Raw genomic sequence first — 16227 nt, 5'->3', positions numbered from 1 at the left:
CGGGACCCGGACTCGTGTGCCACGGGTGCGGACTCGTGCGCCCGGGTCCCCGACTCCTGTGCCGCGGCCCCGGGTTCGCAGATCGGGCAGGGGGCGAGGCCGCCGTCCACGCGCGCGTGCGCGTCGGCCGGTACGGCCTCCGGCTTGCCCGCGACGAGGGGGCAGTCGGCGCGGTGGTACAGGGTGCCGCCCGGCACCTGCCGCAGGTCGCCGCTGATGGCCACCGGCGCGGCAGCGGTTTCCTTGGCGGGATCGTCGGCGCCCGGGTCCGCTGCCACGAGCAACTCGTAAAGCTCCTGCACGCGCGCGGTGGCAAGGGCGTTGCGGCTGCCCACGAGAAGGACCGCACCGGCGACGATCAGAGCGGCCCCGGGCAGGGTGCAGGAGGCGAGATAGGGCACCTGCCGCTCGGCGAAGCGCTCACCGGAGACTCCGTACCAGCCGGTCACGCACAGCACGGCGCCGAGCGTGAGGGCGGCCGATGCGGCCCAGAGCAACGGGTGGACAGTGCGCAGTCGTGCGGTCCGCATCCGGGCTCCCTGAGGATCTCTGACGGTGCGTCTCTGTGCATGTCTGTTCATGTCAACCGATCGCTAGCACTATGCCTTCTGGAAGCTGACCCTGAAAGCACCGGGCCGTCACGGCCCGGACGAATACCGGCGGTGAGCCAGATGGTGCTCGGCAGCGGCGGCAACAGGCGGGGCAGGACACGGATTGCGGCGTGGGCGGCCGCCGCGGTCCTGGTGACGGGCGCGGCCGCCACGGGGTGCGGGGACGACAGCGGCGGCGGCGACGGGACACCACCGCCCAGGCCGACCGCGGAGAAGACGGCGAGCGCACCCGCCGATCCGTCGCCGAGCAGCCCCAGGGACGCGGGCGCGGCGGAGAAGGAGATCAAGGAGAACTGGGAGAAGTTCTTCGACCCGCGCGTGGAGATGAAGGACAAGGAAGCCCTCCTGGAGAACGGCACCGAGATGCGTGCGGTCCTCAAGTCCTTCAGCGGCGACGAGCGCGGCGAGCAGGTCACGGCGAAGGTCTCGAAGGTGGAGTTCACCTCGGCCGACGAGGCGGACGTCACGTACTCGCTCTCCCTGAAAGAAGCCACCGTCATGCCCAGCGCCTCCGGCGTCGCGGTCGAGCAGGACGGCGACTGGAAGGTGTCGGTCAAGACGCTGTGCTCGCTGGTGCAGTTGAGCGGCAATGAATCACCGGGTCCGGGCTGCTGATGAACCGCCGGGCCAGGCCCGCCGAGGTTCTGGCCGCGGGCCTGCTCCTGCTGGTGGGCACGGCCTGCGGCAGCCGTCTTCCGGAGAGCGACTTCACGGACCGGCCGAGCGGGCCCGTGCCGTCCGCGCAACAGGAGCCGCTGCGCGTCGGGATCGTCTCCAGTGCGACCAGCCCGGTCGGAGGCGAGGCCTTCACGGGGCCGCGGGACGGCGCCAAGGCGTACTTCGAGCGGCTGAACGCGCGCGGCGGTATCGCCGGCCGCAAGGTCGAGGTGCGCACCTGCGACGACGGCGGCAGCGGCGTCGGCAACAACGAGTGCGTGCACAAGCTGGTCGACGAGCAGAAGGTCGTCGCGCTCGTCGGCACCACCGTCCTGGACTACGCGGGTGCCCCGCGGGTCTCGGCGGCCGGTGTGCCCGACATCGGAGGACAGCCGATCGGGCCCGCGTACGACACGTATCCGCATCTGTACTCGATCTACGGCAGCCTCGCCCCGCGCAAGGGCGGCAAGCCCGGCTGGGACGGCAGGCAGTACGGCGGCACCGAGGTGTACCGCTACTTCAAGCGCGAGCACGGCGCCCGTACCGCCGCCGTCATCTCCTACAACCAGTCCGCGTCCGCCGCCTACGCCCGGCTGGTCACACGGGGCCTGAAGGCCGAGGGCTACGAGGTCGTCACCGAGCAGGTCGACTTCGCCCTGCCCAACTTCCGCGCCGCGGCCGCCGACTTGAAGGAACAGGGCGCCGACCTCGTCTTCGACGCGATGGACACCCATGGCAACGCCCAGCTGTGCAAGGCCATGGACGAGGTGGGCGCGAAGGTCACCGCGAAGGTCACCAACGCACAGAACTGGACCTCCACGGTCGCCGATGACTACAAGGACGCGCCGCGCTGCCGCAACGCCCTGTGGGTGACGGGTTCGAGCCACAACTACGACGACTACGACGACTACGACGACAGCGACGACAGGGAAGTACGTGCGTTCCGTACCGCCATGAAGGACGGCGGGCCGCTGTCGCAGTGGGCCCTCGAAGGGTGGGCGGCCGCCATGTGGTTCACGGACGCGGCCACTTCCTGTGCGCGGCGCGGAACCGCCATCACGCGCGCGTGCGTGGACCGTTACATGGAGCGCGACAAGCCTTACAGCGCCCGGGGTCTGCTCGTGCCGGTCGTCTTCGACCGGCTCGCCGAGCCGCCGAAGACCCGCAGAACCTGTGTGTCCGCGGCCCGCTGGCTTGACGGCAGAGGCTGGGTGACCCAGGGCGGGGACATGAACGACAACTGCTTCCGGGTACCGCAGCTGGCGTACGAACCCTGAGCGAACGGCTCCTGGTGTTCACCCTCGGTCAAGCTCTCCGTTACGCCCTTACTGCCCCTGATGCATCAGGCTTGCCTCGGGTTCCCGATTTCACCTACCAATGGCGCAACTGTTCGGGAACAACACGGTCATGGTGGCCAACCATTGGCACCGGGTCCCGGTCTAACCCTGCGGTAGGCGGACGAGACATGACTGTCCGCGGGGAAGCGTGGGATACGGGGACGCATGCATATCTCTTTCCTGATACACAACGCGTACGGAATCGGGGGGACGATCCGGACGACCTACAACCTTGCCAACACGCTCGCGGAGCAGCACGACGTGGAGATCGTCTCGGTGCTCAGACACCGGGAGGAGCCGGTCTTCCACGTCGATCCGCGGGTCCGGGTGAGGCACCTGGTCGACATCCGCAAGGGGACACCGGGTTACGAGGGCCAGGACCCGGACTATCTGCGTCCGGCAGCGGTCTTCCCGCGCGCCGAAGGCCGCTACCACCAGTACAACGCGCTCACCGACCGCCGCATCGCCGACCACCTTGCGACCGTCGACGCCGATGTGGTGGTGGGTACCCGCCCCGGCCTCAATGTGCACCTCGCGCGCCAGACCAGGCGCGGCCCGCTGCGCGTGGGCCAGGAGCACCTCACGCTCGACAGCCACTCCAAGGCGCTGCGTGCCCAGCTGCGCGGCGCCTACCCGCGCCTCGACGCCCTGACCACGACGACCGAGGCCGACGCCCGCGCCTACCACGGGAAGATGCGGCTGCCCGGTGTCCGCGTGCACGCCATGGCCAACCCGGTGCCCGCGCCCGAGGTGGCGCCCGCCGACGGCACCGCCAAGTGGGTCGTCGCTGCCGGCAGGCTCGCCCCGGTCAAGCGCTACGACCTGCTGGTCAGAGCCTTCGACAAGGTGCGCGCCGAGCGGCCCGACTGGCGGCTTCGGATCTACGGCGGCGGCAAGCAGAAGGACCAGCTGCGTCGGCTCATCGATGAACTCGGCCTTTACAACCATGTGTTCCTGATGGGGCCCGCCCACCCCATCGACCCGGAGTGGGCCAAGGGCTCGATCGCCGCGGTCACCTCCAGCCTGGAGTCGTTCGGCATGACCATCGTCGAGGCGATGCGCTGCGGCCTGCCCGTGGTCTCCACGGACTGCCCGCACGGCCCCGGCGAGATCATCGACAACGGCGTCGACGGCCGCCTCGTACCCGTCGGCGATGTGGACGCCATCTCCGGCGGACTCCTGGAACTGATCAACAACGACGATCTGCGCGGCCGGATGGCCTCCGCCGCGCTCAAGGGCTCCGAGCGCTTCGACCCCTCCCGGATCGCGGAGCGCTACGAATCGCTGTTCACCGACCTGACCGCTCGTGCCGGCGCCGTCGGCAGGGTGCGCGGCTCGCTGCACCGCACCCGCGGCGCCCTGCTCGGCGGCGCCTACGCGATCAGGGACGCGGGGCGCTCCGCCCTGAGAAAGGGACGTACCGCATGACCGCTGTGCTGCCGCCGCCCACCGGAGACATGGTCGAGGAGCTCTCCGTGCTGCCGAAGGCCGACTGTGTCGCCGACTCCGCGGGCGGACTCACCTTCGACCTCGCCGATCTGTGCCGGCCCGGCGCCGCCCATCTGCTGCTCCGGCTGCGGGACAAGGGCGACGAGGGCGTGGGTGACGAGACCAGGCTGCCGCTCACCCCGGCTGCCGACGGCCGGCTGCGCGCCGTCCTGCCCAGCAGCGTCGAACTCGCCGAGGGCCGCTGGGACGTCTACGTCGACCACGGCGACGGGGAACCGCAGCGCCTGGTCCCCGGCGTCAACGATCTGCGCTCGCTCGTCGACCGGATGCCGAGCGGCACCCGCCCGCACACCGCGGTGCGGATCCCGTACGCCACCAAGCACGGCAACCTCACGGTGCGCGCCTGGCATCGGGCCCCGCACGCCGAGGCCGGTGAACTGCTCATCGCGGACGAGGCGTTGACGGTCGGCGGCCGGGTGTTCGGCACCCCGCTCACCACGGACGCGTACGCCGAGCTGCGCAGCCGCACCGACGCCGCCCTCGTGCACCGCGCGGAAGTCACCGCCGACGGCGCCGACTTCGGTTTCACGGCGGCGTACGCCGAGCTCGCCGAGAAGCCCGGGGTGTGGGACCTGTGGCTGCGGCCCGCGGGCCAGGACGGCCCCGCGGCCCGGATAGGACGCCTCCTCGACGACGTGGCGGACAAGAAGGCGATCTTCACCTACCCGGCCGTCGAGGTCGGGGGGACAACGGTCCAGCCGTACTACACACGCGACAACGACCTGTCGGTACGCGTCACGGCCACCGGCTGACAGGGGCGGGGCCCGCGCCCGACGGCGCGGGCCGGGCCCGCATCCCGGGGGCGGGGCCCGCGCCCGACCGCGCGGGCCGGGCCCGCATCCCGCGGGCCCCGCGGACCGTACCTGTCCGCAACCGCTGGCAGACTCGGCCGTATGTTGGAGACCTCGGCACGACTCCTGCGCCTGCTCTCGCTGCTGCAGGCCCACCGCGAATGGTCGGGACCGGACCTCGCGGAGCGGCTCGGCGTCACTCCGCGCACCGTGCGCCGCGACGTGGACCGGCTGCGCGAACTGGGCTACCCGGTGCACGCGTCCCCGGGCACCGGCGGCGGCTACCAGCTGGGCGTGGGCGCCGAGATGCCGCCCCTGCTGCTCGACGACGAGGAGGCCGTGGCCGTCGCCGTCGGCCTGCGCACCGCCGCCGGGCAGGGCATCGAAGGCATCGGGGAGACCTCGGTGCGGGCCCTGGCCAAGCTGGAGCAGGTGCTGCCGAACCGTCTGCGCCGCCGCGTCGGGGCGCTCAACGCCTTCACGGTGCCGATGCTGCGCGGCCCTCAGGGCGCCGCCGTCGACCCCGAGGTCCTCACCGAACTCGCCCACCTGTGCCGGGACAGCGAGCGGCTGCGCTTCGAGTACCGCGACCACGCCGGCGCGGCCACCCGCCGCACCGTCGAGCCGCACCGCCTGGTGTGCACCGAGCGCCGCTGGTACCTGGTCGCCTGGGATCTGGACCGGGACGACTGGCGTACGTTCCGCGCCGACCGGATCACCCCCAGGCCACCGCACGGCCCGCGCTTCGCGCCCCGCACCCCGCCCGCCGCGGACCTGGCCGCCTATGTCTCCGAGGGCGTCTCGCGGCGGGTCTACGCCGAAGAGGCCGTGATCCGGCTCTTCGTGCCGAAGGAGGAGGCCGCCGCGGAGATCTCACCCTCGACCGGCACCCTGGAGCCGGAGAGCGCGAACAGCTGCCTGCTGCGCACCGGCGCCGGGAGCCTGGACGTGATGGTGATCCATGTGATGCTCCTGGGCCTGGAGTTTGAGGTTCTGGAGCCTTCGGAGCTGACCGAGCACCTCAGGTCGGCCCGTGACCGCCTCTCCCGGGCTCTGGAACGGGCTGACTCTCCCGCTGGATCGCCGCGTACTCGGGATGGTGCAGATCGAACGCCGGGGACTCGGAGCGGATCCGGGGCAGCGTGAGGAAGTTGTGCCGCGGCGGCGGGCAGGACGTCGCCCACTCCAGGGACCTGCCGTACCCCCAGGGGTCGTCCATCTCGACCTTCTCGCCGTACTTGGCGGTCTTCCAGACGTTGTAGAGGAACGGGAGCGTGGACAGGCCGAGCAGAAACGCCCCGATCGACGAGACGGTGTTGAGCACCGTGAAGCCGTCGGCCGCCAGGTAGTCCGCGTACCGCCGCGGCATGCCCTCGGCGCCCAGCCAGTGCTGCACCAGGAACGTGGTGTGGAAGCCGACGAACAGCGTCCAGAACTGGATCTTGCCGAGCCGCTCGTCGAGCATCTTGCCGGTGAACTTGGGCCACCAGAAGAAGAATCCGCCGAACGTCGCGAAGACGACGGTGCCGAACACGACGTAGTGGAAGTGCGCCACGACGAAGTACGAGTCGGTGACGTGGAAGTCGAGCGGCGGCGACGCCAGGATCACCCCGGTGAGCCCGCCGAACAGGAACGAGACCAGGAAGCCGACCGCCCACAGCATCGGGGTCTCGAAGGACAGCGAGCCCTTGAGCATGGTGCCGGTCCAGTTGAAGAACTTCACCCCGGTCGGCACCGCGATCAGGAACGACATGAACGAGAAGAACGGCAGCAGCACCGCGCCGGTGGCGAACATGTGGTGCGCCCACACGACCACCGACAGACCGGTGATGGCCATGGTCGCGCCGACCAGCATCATGTAGCCGAAGATCGGCTTCCGGCTGAACACCGGGATGATCTCCGTGATGATGCCGAAGAACGGCAGCGCGATGATGTAGACCTCCGGATGCCCGAAGAACCAGAACAGATGCTGCCAGAGCAGCGCACCGCCGAACTCCGCCTCGAAGACCATGGAGTGGAACCTGCGGTCCGCCTCCAGGACGAGCAGCGCCGCGGCGAGCACCGGGAACGCGATCAGGATCAGGATCGATGTGAACAGCACGTTCCAGGTGAAGACCGGCATCCGGAACATCGTCATCCCGGGCGCCCGCATCCCGATGATGGTGGTCAGGAAGTTCACCGCGCCGAGGATCGTGCCGAACCCGGAGAGCGCGAGCCCCATGATCCACATATCGGCGCCGATACCGGGGGACCGCTCCAGGCTGTTGAGCGGCGCGTACGCGAACCAGCCGAAGTTGGCCGGGCCCTCGGGCACGAGCAGGGAGCCGAGCACGATGAGGCCGCCGAAGAGGAACAGCCAGTACGAGAGCATGTTCAGCCGGGGGAAGGCCACATCGGGCGCGCCGATCTGCAGCGGCATGATCTCGTTGGCGAAGCCCGCGAAGGTCGGCGTCGCGAACAGCAGCAGCATGATCGTGCCGTGCAGCGTGAACGCCTGGTTGAACTCGTTGTTGCTCATCAGCTGCAGCCCCGGGCGGGCCAGTTCGGCGCGCATCATCAGGGCCATCACTCCGGCCACGAGGAAGAAGCCGAACGAAGTGATCAGATAGAGGTGGCCGATCTTCTTGTGATCGGTGGTGGTCAGCCAGTCCACGATCACGCGCCCGGGCCGCCGTATCCGTTCCGGCTGTGCGGCCGTCTGCGCGGTATCCGTCCCCATCGCTGCTCCCTCGCTTCTCACGGCTTGGGCTCCGGGCACAGGCCATGATGCTCGCGGAGCCCCCGGCTCCAACAGAGGGCGTACGCGGCGGAGTTTCCCCCTGTCGTGCGGATTGTGCGGGGAGTCAGTGAATTCCATACGCCCCGTCAAAACTCCGGCAGGCTCCCGGAATCGGAAAATCAAGGAATGGATCTTCGACACCGCGGACGTTGAATTGCCGTGCCCGGTATGCGTATGTGGCCTGCTTCTGCGGGAATTCGGAACCGCTCGTACGTGTGAAGCGAGAATCAGCAAACGCGTGTGGCGATCCTGTGACACAAGCGTGACCCATGAGGGACGCGTGACCCTCGGTATCCGCGTACTGTCCGATTTCTCCGAAGCTTTCCCCGGCCCCTTCTCCCGGCCTACGGTGGCCGTATGGCACCTATACCGACACCCCCCGCAGAGCCCCAGGACGCCCCCGAGTCGTACGTCGGACTCGATGCCGCGGGCGCCGAGCGGCTGGCCCGCGAGCGCGGCTGGTCGACCGTCAGGTCGCTGCCGCCGGGCACGATCATCACCATGGAATACCTCGCGGGGCGGCTCAACTTCGAGGTCAGCGACGACACCGTGACCCGCTGCTGGAAGGGCTGACAGGCAGGCCGACAGGCCCGGTCACGCAGCCGGAACATAGGCGAAGGCCCCGGTTCCACAAGGGAATCGGGGCCTTTGCGTGCGGGGAAAGTTGTGCGTACCGCCCCCGCGGTCCTTGGGTCAGCCGCCCGTCACCGGGCTGGCCGGGGTGGAGCGGCCGACGCGGGCGCCGCTGTCCGCGTGCGCGGCCCTGCGGCTGCCGCCGCCGACCGGGGTGGCCGGCGCGCGCTCCGTGCGCACCGCGTGGCCGCGCTGGCCGAGGTGTCCGGTGTTCCGTGCGGTGTGTCCCGCGCCGACCGGCTCACGCGCCGGGGAGGTGCCCTCGGCGGGGGCGCGCTGCGGGAACAGGGCCGGGGCGCCGGCCGGTGCGGACACCGGGGTGGTGCGGCGGTACTGCGAGAGCAGCCGGTCGCGCTGGGCGAGGATCCACGCCTCGGCCCGGGTGATCAGCGGCTCGAACCAGGGCAGCGCGAGCAGGATCAGGAGACCCGCGGCCCAGCCGAGCAGGACGTCGCTCAGCCAGTGCGTGCCGAGATAGACCGTGCTCAGGCCGACGCCGAGCGCGACCACGGCGGAGACCGCCGACAGATAGCGGCGGGTGCGGGCGGTGGAGGCGAGGTAGGCGAGGATGCCCCAGGTCACCACGGCGTTGGCGGTGTGGCCCGAAGGGAATATGTCGCCGGTCAGCCACATCTCGTTGGAGCCGATGGTGGTGGCGTAGTGCGGACCGAGGCGGCCCATGCTGAGCTTCGCGGCGCCCACCGTGATGTTGAGCAGCAGCAGCGAGGTGCCGAGCATCAGGAGCGGCCGCAGCGTGTGCTGCCGCCAGGAGCGCCAGCCGAGCCAGGCCGTGACCATCACTGCGGTGGGGCCGCGCTGGCCGAGCACCACGTAGTAGTCGATGAAGGCGTGCACCTCCGGCCACTGCTGGTAAGGCCGGAAGAACATCAGCTGCCAGTCGAGCCGGACCAGCCAGGAGGTGTTGATGACGGCCACGACAATGAGCAGGTAGAAGACCAGGGTCGAGCCGAGCAGCACGATCCTGTGTGGGCTCATGCGGGGCACATCCAGGCCCGCCGGCCGTTCGGGTTCCCGGTCTAGCCGGGCAAAGAGCCGGTCCAGACGGGTGAGGTTTCGTTCGGTACGCACTCAATCGACGCTACAGCGAGTGAGCGGGGCACTAGGCCGAATCGGTGGCTTTGTGATGACGATGTGATGTGGCATTGATCTCAGGGCGGACTTTATTCCCGACGTTTCGGTAAACCCGGATGACCTTGGGCCCCAATTCCACTGATCAATACTCACAGCATTTTTAGGTGCCGTCTGAATTCGTTCACCGTCAGCTGGCATGGAATTTTCCATTCCACCATCGTGGAGCCGGACCGCACACCGGATCACGGAGCGATCACGGCCGGACCGCGGCGATCACGGCCGGAACCCACCGCTCCCGTCGCCGGTCACGGCGGGCCCGATCCGTTCAGCCAGAACGCCCCGTACACCGCCGAGGCCACCGCCACCGTCCCGAGCACCGCCGCCGACCTGGAGTTACGCAGCCGGGCGAGGGCCACCGCGAGGGGCAGCAGCAGCGGGAAGGCGGGCAGCAGCAGCCGCGGCTTCGAGCCGAAGTACCCCGAAGCGCACAGAGCAAGCGCGACGACGATCCCGCAGTAGACGAGCAGGGGCAGCGGCTGGCCCCGGCGTACGCACAGCACGTACAGCCAGATCACAAGGGCGACTCCGACGATCAGCCCGACCCCGGCCAGGGCGGACGGGAAGGAGGTGAGCTTCTCGCCGATGAACTGCGCGAAGGCCAGGCCCCCGTCGAAGCCATTGCCCCACTGCGCCTGCACATCCAGATACCCGAAGAGCCCGCCGCCGGTCCTCTGCCCGACCCACAGCACATAGGCCGCGGCCCCGAGCGGGGCGAGCACGACCCCGAGCACCATGCGCCAGGGCGCGCGCCTCTCCCGTACGAAGAAGGCCACCGCCGCCACCCAGACCGCCGCCACCACCGCGGCTCCCACGGGCCGGGTCAGCCCGGCGAGCGAGGCGAAGAGGCCGGCCCACACCCAGCGCTCGCGCAGCACCGCGTACAGCGCCCAGGCCGCGAGGGCCGTGAACAGCGACTCGCTGTAGGCCATCGACTGCACGATGCCGACCGGCAGCACCGCCCACAGGGCGACGGCGCAGATCCCGGCCCTGCGGCCGTGGAGCCGCTCGGAGATCAGGAAGATCCCGAGGGCCGCCGCGAGGGAGGCGAGCCAGGCCACCACGAGACCCGCGTCGGCGTACGACAGCGGGCTGACCGCCGACACCGCCCGCTCCAGCCAGGGCAGGAGCGGAAAGAACGCCAGATTGGAGTGGACGCCGCCGTCGGGCAGGCGCACCTCCCAGCCGTAGCCGAAGTCGGCGACCCGCGTGTACCAGAGCGAGTCCCAGCGCGCGGTGAGCAGCTGGTGCGCGCTCTTGCCGTTCGCCGCCGACCACACCGCGAGCACGGCGAGGCCGAGAGCTCGCACCCCCGCATAGGCGAGCAGCGCGGGGGCGGCCCGGCGCAGAGCGGTCCGCACCGGAGCGAGTCGGTCGGTCGGAACCCGTTGATCAAGATCGGTCACGGGCTCGATTATGGGCGGCGCGTGGAACCGGATACCCCCCGGCGGTCGTCATCGCAGGGGGAGGGCGTGGCGTACGCCACAGTGCGTCGTTCAGTTACGTGAGAGGTGGGACACCCACCTCAGCTGTGAACTCGCGTACGCTGGCTGCTCACTCGTACGCGCGGTCGGGTCCTGGAGGCGCCTGCCCCGCCGGTCGCTTGAGTACGGGATCACTGGGAGGTACGCAGATGTCCGGGACGACCACGGCTGCTTCGGCGCGGCCTTCGGCATCCCGGTTTCTGGAGCGAGCGGGCATCGGGCGCCCCGAAGGTGCCAACCGCTGGGTCATCCTCATCGTCCTGTGCGTCAGTCTCGCGATCGTCGCCATCGACTCGACCGTCCTGCACGTCGCCGTGCCCGCGGTCACCGAGGACCTCAAGCCGGGGCCGATCCAGCTGCTGTGGATCGTCGACTCCTATCCGCTGGTCTGCGCCTCGCTCCTGATCCTCTTCGGCACCCTCGGCGACCGTGTCGGCCGCCGCAAGGTGCTCCTGCTCGGCTACGGCTTCTTCGGCGTCGCCTCCGCCATGGCGGCGCTCGCGCACGACCCGCAGATCCTCATCGCCGCCCGCGCCCTGCTCGGCCTCGGCGGCGCGATGATCATGCCCGCGACCCTCTCGATCGTCCGCCAGGTCTTTCCCGACCGGCGCGAGCGCGCCCTGGCCATCGGCATCTGGAGCGCCGTGGCCGCCGTGGGCGCCGCCGCGGGACCGCTGCTCGGCGGCTTTCTGCTCGAGCACTTCTGGTGGGGCGCGGTCTTCCTGATCAACATCCCGCTGATGTTCGCCAGTCTCCTGGTCGGCCGCTGGCTGCTGCCCGAGTCGACCGGCGACCGCGACGGTCCGTGGGACGTGGTGGGCGCGCTGATGGCCGCGGGCGGTCTGTTCGGTGTGGTGCTCGGCATCAAGCGCGCGGGCGGCGGCGAAGGCGTGCTCAGCGGGATGACCGTCGTGCCGCTGCTGCTCGGCGTCGCACTCCTGATCGGCTTCGTCCGCAGACAGCGCCGGCGCAAGCATCCCCTGGTCGACCTCACGCTCTTCTCCCGGCCCGCCTTCGGCACCTCGGTCAGCTGCATCATCCTGGCGATGCTCGCCCTGGTCGGCCTGATGCTGATCGCCGCGCAGTATCTGCAGCTGGTGCTCGGACTCTCGCCGCTCGAAACCGGCCTCCGGATGGTGCCGCTGACCCTCGCCGCCATGGCGGGCGGTCTCACCGGCTCCTCGATCCTGCCGCGTCTCGGCCCGCGTCTGATGGTCTCGCTCGGCTTCTGTCTGACCGCCGTCGCCGTCCTCACGCTCACGTTCATGGGTCACAAGGACAACCTCGCGCTGCTCCTCGTCGGCTTCGTGCTGCTCGGCTTCGGACTGCAGACCACGCTGTTCGGCGCGTACGAGTCGATGCTCAGCGAGGTCACCCAGGGCCAGGCCGGCGGTGCCGCGGCGATCGGCGAGACCTCCTACCAACTGGGCAGCGGCATAGGCATCGCCTTCATCGGCAGCGTCATGAACGCCGCCTACGGACCCGCCCTCTCCTCGGTGCCCGGCGTCCCGGAACGCGCGGTCGAAGCGGCCCGGCACTCCCTGGGCGAGGCCTATGAGGTCGCGAACCGCCTCGACGCCCCCGCGAGCGAGGCCCTGCGCAGCGCGGCCCGTGACTCCTTCGTGCACGGCCTGCACGTCACGCTGCTCGCCAGTGCGGGACTGCTCCTGATCGGGGCCCTCGCCGCACTGAAGCTGCCCCGCGCCATGGACTGCCCGGCACCGTCCCTTGACGGCGAGGCCACCGAGGGCGGCGAGACCACCGAGGGCGCGCCCACGGAAGACGGCCAGGCCCAGGCTGTGGAGGGCGCCACGGAGAACGGCGCGATCCCCGGACCCTCGGCCCGTGACCGCGAGACGGTCTGCGCCGAGTCCTCGGGCTGAATCCGTCCGCGCCGAGTCCTCCGGCTTCTTTCTTCATCACCGCCACGCTCCGGTCGAAGCGCCCACGGGCGGCTCTGGACGCGCGGGACACTGGCCCGTAACGTCGGCGTCACGCCGTAACTACCACTGCTAGTTTTTCGCGCCGTGTCCCGGAGGCTCCGTCATGTCATCCCGCACTGCCCTGCCGCCGTTCGACCCCACCGACCCCCTCGGCATCGACGATCTGCTCGACCCCGAGGACCTCGCGATCCGCAGCACCGTGCGCACCTGGGCCGCGGACCGGGTGCTGCCGGACATCGCCGACTGGTACGAGCGCGGCGAACTGCCCCAGGTCCGTGAACTGGCCCGTGAACTCGGCGGACTCGGCGCCCTCGGCATGTCCCTGACGGGCTACGGCTGCGCGGGCGCGAGCGCCGTCCAGTACGGCCTCGCCTGCCTGGAGCTGGAGGCCGCCGACTCCGGCATCCGCTCCCTGGTCTCCGTGCAGGGCTCCCTCGCGATGTACGCGATCTGGAGGTTCGGCTCCGAGGAGCAGAAGCAGCACTGGCTGCCCGGTATGGCCGCCGGCGAGACCATCGGCTGCTTCGGTCTGACCGAGCCCGACCACGGCTCCGACCCGGCCGCGATGCGGACCTACGCGAAGAAGGACGGCACCGACTGGGTGCTCACCGGCCGCAAGATGTGGATCACCAATGGCTCGGTCGCCGGGGTTGCGGTCGTCTGGGCACAGACCGACGAGGGCATCAGGGGCTTTGTCGTCCCGACCGACAGCGCGGGTTTCTCCGCCCCCGAGATCAAGCACAAGTGGTCCCTGCGCGCCTCGGTCACCAGCGAACTCGTCCTCGACGAAGTCCGGCTCCCCGCCGACGCGGTACTGCCCGAAGTCACCGGTCTGCGCGGCCCGCTCAGCTGTCTGAGCCACGCTCGCTACGGCATTGTCTGGGGCGCGATGGGTGCCGCCCGCTCATGCTTCGAGGCGGCGGTCGGCTATGCGAAGACGCGTGAGCAGTTCGGCCGGCCCATCGGCGGCTTCCAGCTCACCCAGGCCAAGCTCGCCGACATGGCGCTCGAACTGCACAAGGGCATCCTGCTCGCCCACCACTTGGGGCGCCGCCTGGACGCGGGCCGGCTGCGGCCCGAGCAGGTCAGCTTCGGCAAGCTCAACAACGTACGAGAGGCCATCGAGATCTGCCGCACCTCGCGGACCATCCTCGGGGCCAACGGCATCTCGCTCGAATACCCCGTGATGCGGCACGCGACGAACCTCGAATCGGTGCTCACCTACGAGGGCACCGTCGAGATGCATCAGCTGGTGCTCGGCAAGGCGCTCACCGGGCTCGACGCGTTCCGGTGAGCGGCCCTGCCGCTAGCTCTGATTGAAAAAGCCGTCCGAAGGCCGGCCCGCCGCCTCGCCGTTGACGATCCGGGTGTCGGCGGGGGTGAGCAGGAAGACCCGGTTGGCCACGCGCTCGATGGAGCCGCGCAGGCCGAAGGTCAGCCCGGCCGCGAAGTCCACCACGCGCTTGGCGTCGGCGGGGTCCATGGCCGTGAGGTTCATGATGACCGGGACCCCGTCCCGGAACAGCTCGCCGATGCCACGCGCGTCCCGGAAGCCGTCCGGGGCGATCGTGCCGATCCGGCGGCCCTTCTCCTCCGCCTGCTCGGTGGCCACCCGCACCCGCGGGTCGGTCACCCAGGCGTCACCGGACTCGGGGCCCTCGGCCGCCTCGTCTTCATAGCCGTCGTAGTAACGCTCGTCATCGTTGTCGTCGACGAGGCCAAGCCAGGCACTCGCCTTGCGCACCGATCCCATGGACGCCTCCTCTCGCAGCGGTTCCTGCTGTCCGCACCCCTATGGTCGTCCATGATGCGGATGCGACGCCAAGTGGATAGTCGCCGCGCGGGGGTTTCGTGACGGTACTGGTGCACAACGTACCCCCATTCTCCAAGGGCATTGCCGTGTACGGCTGCTGACAGTGAGTGAAATATGATTTGTCGAGGCGTATGGGTGACGGCGGGCGTGTCGAGATGATCAGCGCGCTCGCTACGATGCGGGCGCAACGGATCAGCGATTCACGGGGGAACCGTCGTGTTCGGCATCGTCAGGCCCTGCAGTCACCGGCTCGGGGAAGGGCTCACGGCGCAGTGGATGGCGCATTTGTGCGGGCTGTGTCTCGCGCTGCGCGGTGACCACGGTCAGTTCGCGCGGGTGGTGACCAACTACGACGGGCTGCTCATCTCGGTTCTGACGGAGGCTCAGGCCGAGCGCGGCACCGCCGGACGCCGCACCGCGGGGCCCTGTCCGCTGCGCGGAATGCGCAGCGCCTCGGTGGCGCAGGGCGAGGGAGCGCGGCTCGCGGCGGCGGTCTCGCTCGTGCTCGCCTCGGCCAAGGTGCGCGATCACGTGGCGGACCGGGACGGGCTGCTTGCCCGGCGGCCGGTGGCGGCGGCCGCGCGGAAGGTGGCGCGGAGCTGGGACAAGGCCGGGGCGCGCACCGGCACGGCGGTCGGGTTCGACACCGCGGTGCTCCTCGACGCGGTGGACCGGCAGGGCGGGATCGAGGCCCTGGCGGGGCCAGGCACCCCGCTCCTCACGGTGACCGAGCCGACCGAGACGGCGACCGCCGCCGCCTTCGCGCACACCGCGTACCTCGCCGGACGGCCGGCCAACGCGGCGCCGCTCGCCGAGGCGGGGCGGCTCTTCGGGCGGCTCGCGCACCTCCTCGACGCCGTGGAGGACCGCGAGGCCGACGCGGCGTCCGGTGCGTGGAACCCCCTGACGGCGACCGGGACTTCGCTCGCCGAGGCCCGGCGGCTCGCGGACGACGCACTGCACGGAATGCGTCTCGCGCTGCGGGACGCCGAGTTCACCGACGCCCGGCTCGCGCACACGCTGCTCGTGCACGAACTGCCGCGCTCGGTCGACCGGGCCTTCGGTACGGGTACGTGCGCGCATCAGCAGCCGGGTCCTCACGGTCCGCCCGGCCCCGGCGCGCCTTATGCACCCGGGCCTGGTGGGCCGTATGGACCGCATGGGCCGCCGCCGGGGCCGCCCGAGCCGCCGCGGCGTGGCCGGCGCGGGCTGATCGCCGGGTGTCTGGTGTGGGCGGGGCTCGCCTGTACCTGCCAGTTGTGCTGCGGCAGCCATGAGGACCCCTGGAGCCGGGAGCGCAAGGAAGGGCTCTGCAACGACTGCTGCGGCTGGTGCGACTGCTGCTCCAACTGTTCCAGCTGCTGCCCCAACTGCTGTGGCGGCAGCGGCGAGGGCGGGAGTGACGGCGGCTGCTGCGACTGCGACTGCGGTTGTGACTGCTGAGTCCCGCTGACCGCCGGGCCGTGAACGGCCCTCGTGCGTCCCGGTCCGGGAATAGCGGGGTACGGCTGCTTGCTCACC

The 16227-nt window shown here is 70.4% G+C and carries 12 protein-coding genes and 2 pseudogenes; 9 read left to right on the top strand and 5 right to left on the bottom strand.

From position 1 onward, the window contains the following. Positions 1-62: 62 nt before the first annotated feature. Positions 63-530: pseudogene (locus ACFQVC_RS22370) on the bottom strand (hypothetical protein); the annotation flags it as partial. A gap of 141 nt (positions 531-671) precedes the next feature. Between ACFQVC_RS22370 and ACFQVC_RS22365 the strand changes: the two are divergent. The 5 genes from ACFQVC_RS22365 to ACFQVC_RS22345 all read left to right on the top strand — a co-directional run bounded on the left by ACFQVC_RS22365 (position 672) and on the right by ACFQVC_RS22345 (position 6051). Further along, on the top strand, positions 672-1226 hold the full coding sequence (locus ACFQVC_RS22365) for an MTB12 C-terminal domain-containing protein (RefSeq protein WP_381833176.1): 555 nt from the start codon (positions 672-674) through the stop codon (positions 1224-1226). Further along, positions 1226-2545, top strand: coding sequence for an ABC transporter substrate-binding protein (locus ACFQVC_RS22360; protein WP_381832990.1), 1320 nt, complete (start codon positions 1226-1228; stop codon positions 2543-2545). Before ACFQVC_RS22365 ends, ACFQVC_RS22360 begins: the two co-directional genes overlap by 1 nt. Before the next feature lie 225 nt (positions 2546-2770). Further along, complete coding sequence (locus ACFQVC_RS22355; protein ID WP_381832987.1) at positions 2771-4033, top strand: glycosyltransferase family 4 protein; 1263 nt, start codon at positions 2771-2773, stop codon at positions 4031-4033. Then, on the top strand, positions 4030-4866 hold the full coding sequence (locus tag ACFQVC_RS22350) for a hypothetical protein (protein WP_381832984.1): 837 nt from the start codon (positions 4030-4032) through the stop codon (positions 4864-4866). Before ACFQVC_RS22355 ends, ACFQVC_RS22350 begins: the two co-directional genes overlap by 4 nt. A gap of 141 nt (positions 4867-5007) precedes the next feature. Further along, entirely contained in the window at positions 5008-6051 is a 1044-nt protein-coding gene (locus ACFQVC_RS22345; RefSeq protein ID WP_381832981.1) for a helix-turn-helix transcriptional regulator, read from the top strand. On the opposite strand, the pseudogene ctaD reads toward ACFQVC_RS22345, so the two are convergent. Continuing rightward, positions 5933-7624 (bottom strand): annotated as a pseudogene (gene ctaD / locus ACFQVC_RS22340) (aa3-type cytochrome oxidase subunit I); the annotation flags it as partial. The gene ACFQVC_RS22345 and the pseudogene ctaD overlap by 119 nt on opposite strands. A 417-nt stretch (positions 7625-8041) precedes the next feature. Here ctaD and ACFQVC_RS22335 point away from each other — a divergent pair. Next, a complete protein-coding gene (locus tag ACFQVC_RS22335; protein WP_381832979.1) occupies positions 8042-8257 on the top strand; it encodes an I78 family peptidase inhibitor in 216 nt (71 codons plus the stop codon). A 120-nt stretch (positions 8258-8377) separates the two neighbouring features. Here ACFQVC_RS22335 and ACFQVC_RS22330 read toward each other — a convergent pair whose 3' ends face one another. Both ACFQVC_RS22330 and ACFQVC_RS22325 read right to left on the bottom strand, forming a co-directional pair. Beyond that, positions 8378-9406, bottom strand: a complete 1029-nt coding sequence (locus ACFQVC_RS22330; protein WP_381832976.1) for a phosphatase PAP2 family protein — start codon at positions 9404-9406, stop codon at positions 8378-8380. Between the two features lie 308 nt (positions 9407-9714). Continuing rightward, positions 9715-10872: a hypothetical protein gene (locus ACFQVC_RS22325; RefSeq protein ID WP_381832973.1), complete on the bottom strand. Its 1158-nt coding sequence runs from the start codon at positions 10870-10872 to the stop codon at positions 9715-9717. A 227-nt stretch (positions 10873-11099) separates the two neighbouring features. Between ACFQVC_RS22325 and ACFQVC_RS22320 the strand changes: the two genes are divergently transcribed. Both ACFQVC_RS22320 and ACFQVC_RS22315 read left to right on the top strand, forming a co-directional pair. Further along, positions 11100-12833, top strand: a complete 1734-nt coding sequence (locus tag ACFQVC_RS22320) for an MFS transporter (RefSeq protein ID WP_381832970.1) — start codon at positions 11100-11102, stop codon at positions 12831-12833. A gap of 163 nt (positions 12834-12996) precedes the next feature. Beyond that, positions 12997-14187 carry an acyl-CoA dehydrogenase family protein gene (locus ACFQVC_RS22315; RefSeq protein WP_381832967.1) on the top strand — a complete coding sequence of 397 codons (1191 nt, stop codon included), beginning with the start codon at positions 12997-12999 and terminating at the stop codon, positions 14185-14187. Positions 14188-14199: 12 nt separating this feature from the next. On the opposite strand, the gene ACFQVC_RS22310 is transcribed toward ACFQVC_RS22315, so the two are convergent. Continuing rightward, positions 14200-14646 (bottom strand): cell division protein SepF, encoded by a 447-nt coding sequence (locus ACFQVC_RS22310; RefSeq protein WP_381832964.1) that lies wholly within the window; start codon positions 14644-14646, stop codon positions 14200-14202. Positions 14647-14922: 276 nt separating this feature from the next. Here ACFQVC_RS22310 and ACFQVC_RS22305 point away from each other — a divergent pair, with 276 nt between their 5' ends. Then, the gene (locus tag ACFQVC_RS22305) at positions 14923-16149 is read left to right on the top strand and encodes a DUF5685 family protein (RefSeq protein ID WP_381832961.1); all 1227 of its coding nucleotides are present in this window, start codon (positions 14923-14925) and stop codon (positions 16147-16149) included. Positions 16150-16227 lie beyond the last annotated feature (78 nt).

The organism is Streptomyces monticola (assembly GCF_042665355.1).
Lineage (GTDB): Bacteria > Actinomycetota > Actinomycetes > Streptomycetales > Streptomycetaceae > Streptomyces > Streptomyces monticola.
Note: the sequence above shows the minus strand (reverse complement) of the source record. Positions and strands in the feature narration are given on the sequence as shown.